At 65.5% G+C, this 12,319-nt stretch carries 14 protein-coding genes; 4 read left to right on the forward strand and 10 right to left on the reverse strand.

Features of this window, described 5'->3' with window-relative positions:
- Positions 1 to 119: 119 nt before the first annotated feature.
- The 4 genes from lysS (at position 120) to AC07SQ_RS06740 (ending at position 4,564) form a co-directional block, all read left to right on the forward strand.
- Entirely contained in the window at positions 120 to 1,682 is a 1,563-nt protein-coding gene (gene lysS, locus AC07SQ_RS06725; protein WP_495271883.1) for a lysine--tRNA ligase, read from the forward strand.
- A 2-nt stretch (positions 1,683 to 1,684) separates the two neighbouring features.
- Positions 1,685 to 2,959 (forward strand): Hsp70 family protein, encoded by a 1,275-nt coding sequence (locus AC07SQ_RS06730; protein WP_495271917.1) that lies wholly within the window; start codon positions 1,685 to 1,687, stop codon positions 2,957 to 2,959.
- Positions 2,956 to 3,504 carry a YgjP-like metallopeptidase domain-containing protein gene (locus tag AC07SQ_RS06735; RefSeq protein ID WP_495271884.1) on the forward strand — a complete coding sequence of 183 codons (549 nt, stop codon included), beginning with the start codon at positions 2,956 to 2,958 and terminating at the stop codon, positions 3,502 to 3,504. Before AC07SQ_RS06730 ends, AC07SQ_RS06735 begins: the two co-directional genes overlap by 4 nt.
- 181 nt (positions 3,505 to 3,685) lie before the next feature.
- Positions 3,686 to 4,564, forward strand: a complete 879-nt coding sequence (locus tag AC07SQ_RS06740) for a hypothetical protein (protein WP_495271885.1) — start codon at positions 3,686 to 3,688, stop codon at positions 4,562 to 4,564.
- Between the two features lie 36 nt (positions 4,565 to 4,600).
- Here the strand turns inward: AC07SQ_RS06740 and AC07SQ_RS06745 are convergent, their stop codons facing one another.
- The 10 genes from AC07SQ_RS06745 to AC07SQ_RS06790 form a co-directional block, all read right to left on the reverse strand.
- Positions 4,601 to 5,410 carry a galactosyltransferase-related protein gene (locus AC07SQ_RS06745; protein ID WP_495271886.1) on the reverse strand — a complete coding sequence of 270 codons (810 nt, stop codon included), beginning with the start codon at positions 5,408 to 5,410 and terminating at the stop codon, positions 4,601 to 4,603.
- Between the two features lie 147 nt (positions 5,411 to 5,557).
- Positions 5,558 to 5,803, reverse strand: a complete 246-nt coding sequence (locus tag AC07SQ_RS06750) for a hypothetical protein (RefSeq protein ID WP_493193360.1) — start codon at positions 5,801 to 5,803, stop codon at positions 5,558 to 5,560.
- Positions 5,804 to 5,818: 15 nt separating this feature from the next.
- Positions 5,819 to 7,168, reverse strand: coding sequence for a glycosyltransferase family protein (locus AC07SQ_RS06755; protein WP_495271887.1), 1,350 nt, complete (start codon positions 7,166 to 7,168; stop codon positions 5,819 to 5,821).
- 31 nt (positions 7,169 to 7,199) lie between these two features.
- The gene (nagZ, locus tag AC07SQ_RS06760) at positions 7,200 to 8,267 is read right to left on the reverse strand and encodes a beta-N-acetylhexosaminidase (protein WP_495271888.1); all 1,068 of its coding nucleotides are present in this window, start codon (positions 8,265 to 8,267) and stop codon (positions 7,200 to 7,202) included.
- 44 nt (positions 8,268 to 8,311) lie between these two features.
- Positions 8,312 to 8,704, reverse strand: a complete 393-nt coding sequence (acpS, locus tag AC07SQ_RS06765) for a holo-ACP synthase (RefSeq protein WP_056572075.1) — start codon at positions 8,702 to 8,704, stop codon at positions 8,312 to 8,314.
- The gene (locus tag AC07SQ_RS06770) at positions 8,701 to 9,468 is read right to left on the reverse strand and encodes a pyridoxine 5'-phosphate synthase (RefSeq protein WP_139702431.1); all 768 of its coding nucleotides are present in this window, start codon (positions 9,466 to 9,468) and stop codon (positions 8,701 to 8,703) included. The genes acpS and AC07SQ_RS06770 overlap by 4 nt, the downstream gene beginning before the upstream one ends.
- Positions 9,465 to 10,238, reverse strand: coding sequence for a DNA repair protein RecO (recO, locus tag AC07SQ_RS06775; RefSeq protein WP_062475523.1), 774 nt, complete (start codon positions 10,236 to 10,238; stop codon positions 9,465 to 9,467). The genes AC07SQ_RS06770 and recO overlap by 4 nt, the downstream gene beginning before the upstream one ends.
- A 1-nt stretch (position 10,239) precedes the next feature.
- Positions 10,240 to 11,205: a GTPase Era gene (era, locus tag AC07SQ_RS06780; protein ID WP_495264314.1), complete on the reverse strand. Its 966-nt coding sequence runs from the start codon at positions 11,203 to 11,205 to the stop codon at positions 10,240 to 10,242.
- A gap of 7 nt (positions 11,206 to 11,212) precedes the next feature.
- Positions 11,213 to 11,899 carry a ribonuclease III gene (gene rnc / locus AC07SQ_RS06785; RefSeq protein ID WP_056572447.1) on the reverse strand — a complete coding sequence of 229 codons (687 nt, stop codon included), beginning with the start codon at positions 11,897 to 11,899 and terminating at the stop codon, positions 11,213 to 11,215.
- A 20-nt stretch (positions 11,900 to 11,919) separates the two neighbouring features.
- The gene (locus AC07SQ_RS06790) at positions 11,920 to 12,291 is read right to left on the reverse strand and encodes a DUF4845 domain-containing protein (RefSeq protein ID WP_062475531.1); all 372 of its coding nucleotides are present in this window, start codon (positions 12,289 to 12,291) and stop codon (positions 11,920 to 11,922) included.
- Positions 12,292 to 12,319 lie beyond the last annotated feature (28 nt).

Genomic DNA, 12,319 nt, shown 5'->3' on the forward strand with positions numbered 1-12,319 from the left:
CTTCTTTTTTTATAGCGTCTTGTGCAGGATTGACGGGCGCTCAGGGGCGGTTTGATTCGAAAGCGATCGGCTAAAATGCCGGGCTCGCGCACGCTCCGGTTGCGCCTCATCCGCTCCTCATGTCCGATCACCTCACCCCTCCCATTCCCGCGCCCGCTGCAGCCTCCTCCTCTGCACCCGCCGTCGACGACAACCAGCTCATCGTCGAACGCCGCGAAAAGCTCAAGCTGCTGCGCACGGCGCAGACCGAAGGCAAGGGGGTCGCGTTCCCGAACGACTTCAAACCCGGCCACCGCGCCGCGGCGCTGGTCGAGCAGCATGGCGGCACCGAGCCCGAAGCCCTGGAAGCACAGGCCGTCGCCGTCAGCGTGGCCGGCCGCATGATGCTCAAGCGCGTGATGGGCAAGGCCAGCTTCGCGACCGTGCAGGACGCCACCGGCCGCATCCAGCTGTACGTGACGCGCGACGCCATCGGCGAAGAGGCGTACGCCGACTTCAAGCGCTGGGACCTCGGCGACATCCTCGGCGCCGAAGGCACGCTCATGAAGACCAAGACCGGCGAACTGTCGATCAAGGTCAGCCGCCTGCGCCTGCTCACCAAGAGCCTGCGTCCGCTGCCCGACAAGTTCCACGGCATGGCCGACCAGGAGCAGAAGTACCGCCAGCGCTATGTCGACCTGATCACCGACGAGTCGGCCCGCGTGCGCTTCACCGCGCGCAGCAAGGCCGTGAGCGCGCTGCGCGAGTTCATGGTCGCCAACGACTTCCTCGAAGTCGAGACGCCCATGCTGCACCCCATTCCGGGCGGCGCGAATGCCAAGCCCTTCAAGACACACCACAACGCACTCGACCAGGAAATGTTCCTGCGCATCGCGCCCGAGCTGTACCTCAAGCGCCTGATCGTCGGCGGCTTCGAGCGCGTGTTCGAGATCAACCGGAGCTACCGCAACGAGGGCATCTCGGTGCGGCACAACCCCGAGTTCACGATGATGGAGTTCTACGCGGCCTACTGGAACTACCGCGACCTGATGGACTTCACCGAGACGCTGATCCGCACCATCGCCGACAAAACCGTGGGCACGCAGCAGCTCACCTACGGCGGCAAGGCCGTCGACCTGACGCAGCCGTTCGAGCGCCTGACGATCCGCGAAGCGATCCTCAAGTACACAGAGGCCGGAGATGGCGTGGACGACAGCGCCTGGCTCATCAACGCCCTGCGCAAGCTCGGCCTGAGCGAAGAAAAGGACAAGCTCTCGCAGCGCAGCCTCGCCAGCCTGCAGGTGATGTACTTCGAGGAGACCGTGGAAGAGAAGCTCTGGCAGCCGACCTTCATCATGGAGCACCCGACCGAGATCTCGCCGCTGGCACGCGCCAACGACGAGCGCCCCGAGGTCACCGAGCGCTTCGAGCTGTACATCACGGGCCGCGAATTCGGCAACGGCTTCAGCGAGCTGAACGACGCCGAAGACCAGGCCGCGCGCTTCAACGCACAGGTGGCCGCCAAGGACAGCGGCGACGACGAAGCCATGTTCTACGACCACGACTTCGTGCGCGCCCTCGAATACGGCATGCCGCCCACCGGCGGCTGCGGCATCGGCATCGACCGCCTGATGATGCTGCTGACGGATTCGCCGAGCATCCGCGACGTGATCCTGTTCCCGGCGCTGCGCAGGGAATCTTGAGCGTGTTGTCACCGTCGTCGCTGCCGACGATCGGCATCGACTTCGGCACCTCCAACTCCGCCGTGGCCTGCCGGGTCGACGGCGTGGCTCGCCTGCTGCCCATTGAAGGCGCGGCCACCACCCTGCCCACCGCGATCTTCTTCAACGCCGAAGACCGCACGACCCACTTCGGTCGCGACGCCATCGGCCAGTACCTCTCGGGCACCGAAGGCCGCCTGATGCGCTCGCTGAAGAGCCTGCTCGGCAGCGCGCTGATGCAGGAAAAGACCGCCATCTACGACGGCCTGGTGAGCTTCGAGGACATCATCGCGCGCTTCCTGCGCGAACTGGCCGTGCGCGCCAGCCGCGAGCTCGGCCAGATGCCCGAGCGCGTGGTGATCGGGCGACCCGTGCATTTCGTGGATGACGATCCGAAACGCGATGAACGCGCCGAGGAAAGCCTGCGTCACGCGGCGCGCGCCGCGGGCTTTCGCGAGATCGGCTTCCAGCTCGAACCGATCGCAGCCGCCTTCGACTACGAGCAGCGCATCACCAAAGAGTCGATCGTGCTCATCGTCGACATCGGCGGCGGCACCTCCGACTTCACCGTCGTGCGCGTCGGCCCCGAGCGAGCTGCACGCGAGGACCGCACCGACGACGTGCTGGCCACCAGCGGCGTGCACATCGGCGGCACCGATTTCGACCAGCGCCTGAACCTCGAACGCGTGATGCCGCAGTTCGGCTTTCGCCACACCGGGCCGCAAGGGCGCGAGGTGCCGAGCAAGGTGTTCTTCGAACTCTCGTCCTGGCACCTGATCAACTGGCTCTACGCCGCCAAGGCGGTGCGCCAGGCGAAAGACCTGCGCACGAGCTACAGCGACACGCGGTTGCACGACCGGCTGATGACCGTGCTCGAAGAACGGCACGGCCACCGCATCGCGAGCGCGGTGGAAGCGGCCAAGATCGATGCATCAGTGACCGACGCGGCGACAGCCATCGACCTCTCCTGCGCCGAGCACGGGCTGGTGGCCTCACTCACACCGGACGATATGGCGCAGCAGCTGGCCGGCCCGCTCGAGAACGTGATCGCCTGCGCACATGCGTGCGTCAAGCGCGCCAGCTTGCGCAGCAGCGACCTCGACGCGATCTACCTCACCGGCGGCTCCTCGGCGCTGCGGCCATTCCAGCACGCCCTGCGCAAGAGCTTTGCGGGCGTGAACCTGGTCGAAGGCGACCTGTTCGGCGGCGTGGCCACGGGGCTGGCCTGCGCGGCGCACACAGCGCGCCGTCGCGCATGAAATACCTGGCGGGCTATCCGGGGCCTCTGCTGGACCAGGTCCGCCAGTTGGTCGCCGAAGACAAGCTGGGGGTGCTGCTCGGCAAGCGCTATCCCGACGGCGTGCACGGCATCCAGACCGATCGCGCACTCTACGACTACGTGACCGAACTCAAGAACGAGTTCATGCGCAAGGCCGCCCCGCTGTCGAAGGTGATGTTCGACAACAAGCTGCACGTGATCCGCAATGCGCTGGGCACGCACACCACGGTGTCGCGCGTGCAGGGCGGCAAGCTCAAGGCCAAGCGCGAGATTCGGGTGGCGAGCCTGTTCAAGGACGTGCCGCTGGCGTTGTTGCGGATGATCGTCGTGCACGAGCTCGCGCACATGAAGGAGCGCGACCACGACAAGGCTTTTTACGCACTGTGCATGCACATGGAGCCGGACTATCGGCAGCTTGAATTCGACTTGCGGCTGTATCTGACGCACCTGGATTCAGACGGAACGCCGCTCTGGGCATCGAACGGCCGCGCTCATCCTCTGGCCGCCGAGTCAAACGGGGCGTAAACTTTTTCAGCTCGCAGGCATTGGGCAAGATCCCGCGTGACTGCGAGGAGTGAAAAAATGAAACTCCTGATCGCAGGCATCAACGGGTTTCGCAGGAAAAAAGCTGTGACCAACGAAAATCTTGATCGAGCCCGCCCCGACACCTTGCTCGCAGGCAGCGCCCCTAGCGCGTGATCATTCAATGAATCCAAAACTGCATCTCACTTCTGTCGGCGACCCGCAAATGGTCGGGGAAATCGTCGAAGGCTTCCGGCTGGGATTGTGCGAGCTCGGGTACGACGTCACGTGGAACTACGCTCAGATCGATGCGGCTCGAGTCAACATCATCATGTTCGGGGCCGCATCGCTGAAGTGGAAGGATCTCGCTCATCTGGCGCCGAACTGCATCGTCGTGAACATCGAGCAACTCGTGGAGGGTGGAAACGCCTTCAATCCGATCTATCTGGAAGTTCTGCGTAACAGCTACGTGTGGGAGTACAGCGAGCTGAACTTTAGAAGGTACGCGGAACTCGGCATACCGCACGCCAGCCTGGTTCCACTCGGCTACCAGGCCGGGGCGATCTTGGCACCGCCGGAAGCTCAGGCCCCTCCCGTGGAAGACATCGATGTGCTTTTCTTCGGCAGCCTGAATGCGCGGCGGCATCGCCTCCTCGATGAAATGCGCGAGCGAGGGTTGCGTGTCGAAGCACATCACTCGATTCCTGCCGAAGAGAGGTCTGCGCTCCTGATGCGAAGCAAGTTGATGCTCAATGTGAGCTATCTTGACACCACGCGAACCGTGGAGCTTCCGCGGCTGGCCGTAGGATTTGTCGCAAGGAAAGCCATCCTCACGGAGATCTACGATGACAGCGAATTGCGCACCGAGTTGCGCCAGGGCCTTTTCGGCGTCCCCTACGAGCAGCTGGTCGACACAGCAGAGCGACTGATTTCCACGCCCGAGCAGTTGCGCGAACGCGCCGACCTGGGGCATCGGCTATTTACCGCGAAGTCCCAGGCTTCGTTCATTCAGCCAGCGCTGGAACAATTCTTCGCTTGGCGCGAGAACCAGGCTGTGCGCTGATTCAGTCGACGGTTGAGGCGGGTTTGCCGCTCGGTTTCAGCGAAAAAAATCGGCCAACTCACGCGCGAGTGTTTCCAACTCTTCCTGCGACATGCTCTCGATGGCGTTCGACGCGCGCAAGTTGTCGGAGTCGCGGATGCTCTCGATCAATGCATTGCGCGAACCCGAGTCGTGGTGCAAGTGGAACAAGGGCACGGGTATCGAGTGCCAACGCAACCCCAGCCGCCCTGCCCTGCGCAGCAGTTCATCGTCCTCGCCGCCCCACCCCTCCAGGCGCGCGTTGTATCCGCCGACGCGGATGTACTCGCTGCGCTTGAACAGCACGATGCCCCCGTTGGCATTCGAGTACAGCACGCTGGTGTCCGCAGGCAACTGCTCCGCGTTGATCGATGCGAACCGTGCGTAGTCGGGCGACTGCATGAAATTGCGCTTGAGCTCGCCGGCAATGTTGATGACGTTCCAGTAAGGGCACAGCACGTCGCTGTCGCCTCGGTCCAGCAGCGCATCGACGCAGCCGCGCAGCGTTGACGGTTGGGCAATGGAGTCGGCGTCATGGAAGCAGATGACAGGGCTGCGAGCCAGCCGAACGCCCGTGTTGTAGAGCATCGATTTGGGAAACGGCCCGTCGTGGTGGATGAAGACATGCCGGATCTTCGGATCGTTCAACCTCTGCCACTCGAAGCGCGGAGTCGGCGCAGCCTCCATCAACCACAACCGGTAGTCGGTATAGGTGCGGCCCAGATGCGCCAGCACGGCGTAGAGGTTCTCTCGCCGCTCTTCATTCGCCTCCCTGTAGGAGACGATGATGTCGATATCACGAAGGGAAATCTTGTCGGCTTCGGCCATGGGACAACGCTTGTCAGAGGGGGCGATACAGCACCACATTGTGCCCGTCGGTCTGTTCCTTGTAGCGCGTGTCGCGAATCGTCAGGTTGACCGGCAGCTTCTGGCCGCTGGAATGTCCGTTGAAAAGTCAGGCCCCATTGACCGCACTCACCACCTCGGCCAGACCGGGCCCGGCCCAGTTGTCATGTCCCATTCCGGTGCGGAAACGATGAGATAGCGCGACCGGTAGTTGAGAAATTCCAGCAAGTCGCGGCCTTGCGCGTGGAGCATGTCCTCGATGACATCGCCCAGGATCACCACGTCGTAGAGATCGTTGCTGCGCTCATAGAGCTTATCGGCCGTGATCGGAAGAATCTGGTGGTAGCGTGTGCTTCCCAGCTTGTGGCAATGCACCGGCGTCGTGCCTGCCTACCGGACCTGCTGCGACGCGGCGTCCATCGCAGCCATGTACACGGACCGATAAGGCTCGGCGAGGCTCACGAAATGCACGAGCAACGTGTCTTCGCTTGCAAGCAAGGGTGGCGTGTTGATGGTCAGGTTGTCGAGCACGCTGCGCTCGTCCAGGAGCGACGCCTGGCTCAACACCTCGTTGGTGTAGTACTGGTCGCCCATACTGCTGTAGACGCCCGACTTGTCAGCCACCTCGCCGATCCGCGACCAGATCTGCGCCAGCAATTCGAGGTTGCGCGGCGTACTGCGGAACCCCATCACGCCGGAATTGAAGAGCCACGCGCCCACATCCTTGGCCAGCAGCAGGTCGCGCCCCTGCAGCAGGGGCTCGATCGGACGAGACTGGTTGAAGAAGAGCACATCGGCATCGACCCAGATCACCCAGTCGTGATCTGGCAGGTGCTGTTGCAGCAGCCAGCTCCTGACCCAGGAGCCGTTGATGCCCGGTCCGATCTCGTGGGGAACCTCGCGATACACGTGGTACGCGTAGCCGTGCCTCTCGCAGTAGCGGCGCACGTTGTGCTCCGAGACCCGGGCATAGGTCTGCACGTGGTGGGTGTAAAGCGTCACAAACGCGATGCGTGCGCCGGGGTTGAGGCTGCTGAGAGGTTCGTCGCCAAGCGAGGGGTATTGGGGTGGCTGCAGTACGGGCCGACCGTGCATCAGCGCGCCGTTGACTTCACGCACCAGCAAGGCCTGCAGGTTCACGTCGTGCAGGACCTCGTCGCGCCATCCACCGCCTGGCAACGGAACAGGCAATGGCGCCAGATTGACCACGAAGACCCGCGCGTTGTGCCACTGCGCAATGCGCCAGGACACGTTGAAGTAGACATCGGCCACGATGCCATTGCACGCCAGCAGTCCTGCTGGACGCAGCCGTGCCGTCTCGTCGAGCCGGTCAGACTCCAGTGCAACGACATGGCCCGAGTCCACGATCAGCTGGTGCAGCAACGCGCGATTGGCCGCCGTGTTGCGCACGACCAGCGTGTTGGTCATGGCCGGCCCCGGCCGACCGTCGGTTGGCGGCCCTTCCGCCGCAAGCAGGTCGAGGCCCTGCACCAGGGTGTCGATGGCCACGGGGTGAAAGATCACCGAATCGCCATCGAGAAAAAGCAGCCAGTCACCCTCGTCCAGCGTCCGCAAATGGCGAAGGATCTGGCTGTACTTGGCGCTGGCACGCAGCGTCGGATGGATCAGCTTGTCGCTCTCCAGCCATTGGTGGGGGTAACCAAACAGGCGACAGTAGTGCGCATGGTTGCGCAGCACAGCCTCATCCATGCGCTGAAAAAGACTGAGGCACAGGGGCATGGCGGGCTCTGGATTGGCGGGACAGCAGCGCTCAGATGTCCACGATCCGCCTTGCGTCGCGGTATCCGCGCGAGGCGACCAGCGTCTGCCAGCCGGGGGCGGCGCCCGTCGGCAGCAGCGCCTGTCGGCGCGCTTCGCTGTTCGTGTCCGGCTGCCATCGGCCCGCGCGCACGGCAGCCTCGAAGCCGTCGAGGAAGTCGTCCAGCAAACGCCCGTCTCCCACACTCTGGTTGCACAACAGCGCCAGATCGCATCCGGCTTCGAGCGCAGCCAGGGCCGCATCTGTGTAGCTCAGCAGCTCGCCATCGATGTAGCGCCCCGCCTCCATGCTCAGGTCGTCGCTGAACACGGCGCCATCGAACGCGAAGCGCTGGCGCAGGATTGCCTTGAGCCATTTCGACGAGAAACCCGCCGGCCGCTTGTCGACCTTCGGGTAGATCACGTGCGCCGGCATCACGGCCGCGAGCGTGCCGCCCAGCCAGTCGTAGGGCCGCGCGTCGTCGGCCAGGATGGCTTTCAGGCTGCGCCGGTCGACCGGAATTTCGACGTGCGAATCGGCCTGCACGAAACCGTGCCCCGGAAAGTGCTTGCCGCAGTTGCGCATGCCCATCTGCAGCATGCCGTGCATCACGCTCTTGGCGAGCAGCGCGACCACGCGCGGGTCGCGGTGGAAGCTGCGGTCGCCGATCACGCTGCTGCCGCCGTAGTCCAGGTCGAGCACCGGCGCGAAGCTGAAGTCGACGCCACAGGCGCGCAGCTCGCCGGCCAGCACCTGCCCGGCGGCGGTAGCGACCTGCGTGGCGCGCAGGGCATCGTGCATCCACAGCTCGCCCAGGCTGCGCATCGAGGGCAGCCGCGTGAAGCCGTCGGTGCGAAAGCGCTGCACCCGACCGCCTTCGTGGTCGACGCAGATCAGCAGATCGGGCCGGATCGCCTTGATCTCGGCGTTCAGCGCGGTCATCTGCGCGCGATCCTGCCAGTTGCGGGTGAAGTGGATCACGCCGCCCACATGCGGGTTCGCGAGGCGCCGGCGGTCGGCGGGGGTGAGTTCGGTGCCGGCCACATCGATGAGGAGCGGCGCGTGGTTCAGTTCGGTCATGTCGGTCGATCGGTCGGCAAGGCGCAACGGCGCCGGAGATTCGTTCAGGCCTTTTCCACCACCACGAAGCTGGCGGCGTACTCGGTTTCGTCGGTGACGGTCACGTGCGCCGTCAGGCCCTGCGCCTCGAACCAGTCTTTGAGTTCGCCGTGCAACACGATCACCGGCTTGCCGCTGCGCAGGTTGGCGATCTCGCACAGGCGCCAGCTCATCGGCATGCGCATGCCCAGGCCGATGGCCTTGCTGAAGGCTTCCTTGGCGGAAAAACGCGTGGCGAGGTAGCTCAGGCCGCGCTTGGGCCAGCGCGCGGCGCGGGCCTGCCAGATGGCGAACTCGGCATCGCTCAGCACCCGGCGGGCGAAGCGCTCGCCCTGGCGCTCGAAGGTGGCCGCGATGCGGCGCACGTCGCAGATGTCGGTCCCGATGCCGTAGATCATGCGGCGTCGGCGATGCAGCGCAGGTAGTCGCGCGTGGTCGCGGCGTACCCGAGTTCGAGCGCATCGGCGACGAAGGCATGGCCGATCGACACCTCGTGCACGCCGCGCACGGCGCGCAGGAACGGCGTGAGGTTGTCGCGGCTCAGGTCGTGGCCGGCGTTGACGCCCAGGCCCGCCGCATGCGCGGCCTGCGCCGCGGCCACGTAGCGCGCGAGCACGGCGGCTTCCTGCGGCGTGCCGCGCGAGGCGGCGTAGCCTTCGGTGTAGAGCTCGACGCGGTCGGCGCCCACGGCCTTGACGGCGGCCATCATCTCCGGGATCGGGTCCATGAACAGGCTCACGCGCACGCCCAACGCCTTGGCTTCGGCGACCAGCGGGCGCAGGCGTTCGGCGTCTTCGGGGAAGCTCCAGCCGTGGTCGCTGGTCGACTGGGTTTCGCTGTCGGGCACGAAGGTGGCCTGGTGCGGCTTGAGCTCGCGCACGAAGTCCATCAGGTTGTGGAAGGGGTTGCCTTCGATGTTGAACTCGATGCCCGGCCAGTCCTTGGCGAGCAGTTCCGACAGGTCGCTCACGTCGTGCGCGCGGATGTGGCGCGCGTCGGGGCGCGGGTGCACGGTGATGCCCTGCGCGCCCGCAGCCAGGCAGGCCTGGGCCGCGCCCACCACGCTCGGGATGCCGAGGTGGCGCGTGTTGCGCACCAGGGCGACCTTGTTGAGATTGACTGACAGGGCCGTGGTACCGGCATCGCCCGAAGAAGTGCTCATAGTGCTTGCAGATCCCTCATCATTTGCCGCGTGCGCAGCGTGGTCACGCCGCAATGGTAGTTGAGCAAGGCCCGCAGCTGGTTACGCAGGGCACTGTTGCTGCCGGCGTTCATCGTCGCGACCTCGCGCAGGGTGGCGGTGAACGGGGTGCGGTCGTCGAGCACGCTCTGCAACACCTGCCAGTCGGCGCCGGCCAGCGCGGCCTCGTCCTTGGCCGCCTGGCGCAGGCCGGCTTCGGGCACGAGGGTGTAGCGCGTGCGGGCCGCCAGCGGCTCCAGGGTGAGCGTCTGCACGTCGAGCGAGGGCAGCAGGCCGACCGAGCGCAACAGCAGCAGCTCGAAGGCGCGCAGCGCGGCGGCCTGCGTCGCGGCCTGGGCGCCCGCATGGTCGCCGGCCAGCACCTGCACCACGCCGGCGTAGGCGTCGAACAGCGCCTCGTGCGCGTCGTCGCGCGCCAGCAGGCGCAGCAGGAGTTCGTTGACGTAGTAGCCCGAGAGCAGCGCCTCGCCGGTCGGCATGACGTGGCCGCCCATCCATTCGGCGCCTTTGAGCGTGCGGATCTCGGCGTCGCCGCCGTAGTTCAGCTGCAGCGGCTGCAGCGGCAGCAGCACGGGTCGGAAATTGGAACTCGGCCGCTTCGCCCCCTTGGCCACGAGCGCGATGCGCCCGTGGTGGCGGGTGAAGACTTCGAGGATCAGGCTCGACTCGCTCCAGTCGTAGCGATGGAGCACGTAAGCCGGTTCATGCGAAACGCGATGAGCGGCAGCCACTTCATTCGTAGCCGAAGGAGCGCACGCGCGCCTCGTCGTCGGCCCAACCGGAGCGCACCTTCACCCACAGCTCGAGGAACACCTTGGCGTCGGCCAGCTTCTCGAGCTCGACGCGGGTTTCCATGCCGATGCGCTTGATGCGCTCGCCCTTGTCGCCGATCACCATGGCCTTGTGGCCATCGCGCTCGACCACGATGGTGGCGGCAATGCGCAGCAGGCGCTTCTGGCCCTTCTTCTGGGGCGGCTCTTCCTCGAACTTGTCGATGATGACGGTCGATGTGTAGGGCAGCTCGTCGCCCGTGAGGCGGAAGAGCTTTTCGCGCACCAGCTCGCCGGCGAGGAATTTCTCGCTGCGGTCGGTGAGCTCGTCTTCGTCGTAGAACCAGGGCTGCTCGGGCAGGTATTTCTCGCAGATGCCGAACAGGCGCTCGACGTCCTTCGAGTTCTTGGCCGACATCGGCACGAACTCCGCGAAGCTGTGCTTGGCCTGCATCGTCTGCAGCCACGGCGCGATGTCGCCGCGGCGGTGCACGTTGTCCAGCTTGTTGGCCAGCAGCACCGTGGGGATGCCCTTGCCCAGCAGCTTGAGCACGCGCTCGTCGGCCGGCGTGAAACTGCCGGCCTCGACCACGAACAGGATCAGGTCGACGTCGCCGACCGCGCCCTGCACGGTCTTGTTGAGCGACTTGTTCAGCGCGTTGGCATGCAGGGTCTGGAAACCCGGCGTGTCGACGAACACGAACTGCGTGACGCCCAGCGTGCGCATGCCGGTGATGCGGTGGCGCGTGGTCTGCGCCTTGCGCGAGGTGATGCTGATCTTCTGGCCGACCAGCGCATTGAGCAGCGTCGACTTGCCCACATTGGGCTTGCCGACGATGGCGATCAGGCCGCAGTGCTGCGGCCCGGTGGCAGGCGTGTCGCCTGCGGTGTCTTCGGGTCCCGCTGCGGGATTGGTTACATCGTTCATTCTGATTTCACGCGGCGCCGCGTGCCTTGAGCCGGATCAACATGGCGGCCGCGGCAGCTTGCTCGCCGGCGCGGCGCGAGCCGCCGATGCCGCGCTCGCGAAGGCCCAGCTCGGGCACCTCGCACTCGACATCGAAGGTCTGCTTGTGCGCTGCACCCAGCGTCGCTGCCACGCGGTACACCGGCAGCTTCATTTTGTGGCCCTGCAGCCATTCCTGCAATTCGGTCTTCGGGTCTTTCGCGGCGGCTTCCATGCGGGGATTGATCTCGACCGCCTCGTAGAGCCGGTGCACCAGCGCCTGCGCGGCGGCAAAGCCGGCGTCCAGGTAGACCGCGCCGATCAGCGCTTCGAGCGCGTCGGCCAGGATGGAGGGCCGGTTCGGGCCGCCCGAGCGGGCTTCGCCTTCGCCCAGGCGCAACAGCGGCGACAGCGCCAGTCCCAGCGCGAGCCGGTGCAGCGTGTCCTGCTTGACCAGGTTGGCCCGCACGCGCGACAGGTCGCCCTCGGGCAGTTCCGAGAGACGGATGTACAGCAGGTGCGAGACGGCCAGGTTCAGCACCGAGTCGCCGAGAAACTCGAGGCGCTCGTTGTGGTCGGCCGAGAAACTGCGGTGCGTGAGCGCGAGCTGGAGCAGGCGCGGGTCCGAAAACGTGTACTGAAGGCGCGCCTGCAGCGCGACGAGGCTGCCGTCCACCTTCTTGTTCGACACCGCGGTCAGCGGGACGCGCCCTTGTATTTGAGCGTCAGGTAGGCCGGCCCGAACAGGGGGATCTCGCGCTCGTACGCATACGACACGACGACCTTGTCGCCCACCTTCTTGATCTCGAGGTCCCGGCCGCTGACCGACTTGAAGTCGTCGATGGCCTGGGCACGGTCGAAGATCGCGCGGATCTCGGGCACCGTGGCGCCTTCCTTGGCCTTGTTGGCGGCCTTGTCGATGGCCTGCCATTCGATCAGCGTCGGAATGACCTGCGCGACGACAACGCCCACGCAGCCCAGCACCGCCGCGACGAACACCAGGCCGATGAACGAGATGCCGCGCTGGTGCGCGGCACTGCCACGGACGGACCGACTGTTGGTTCTCATGCCCTCTTACCCCTCGAACAGTAACGTT

The organism is Variovorax sp. GW821-FHT06D12, assembly GCF_059419205.1.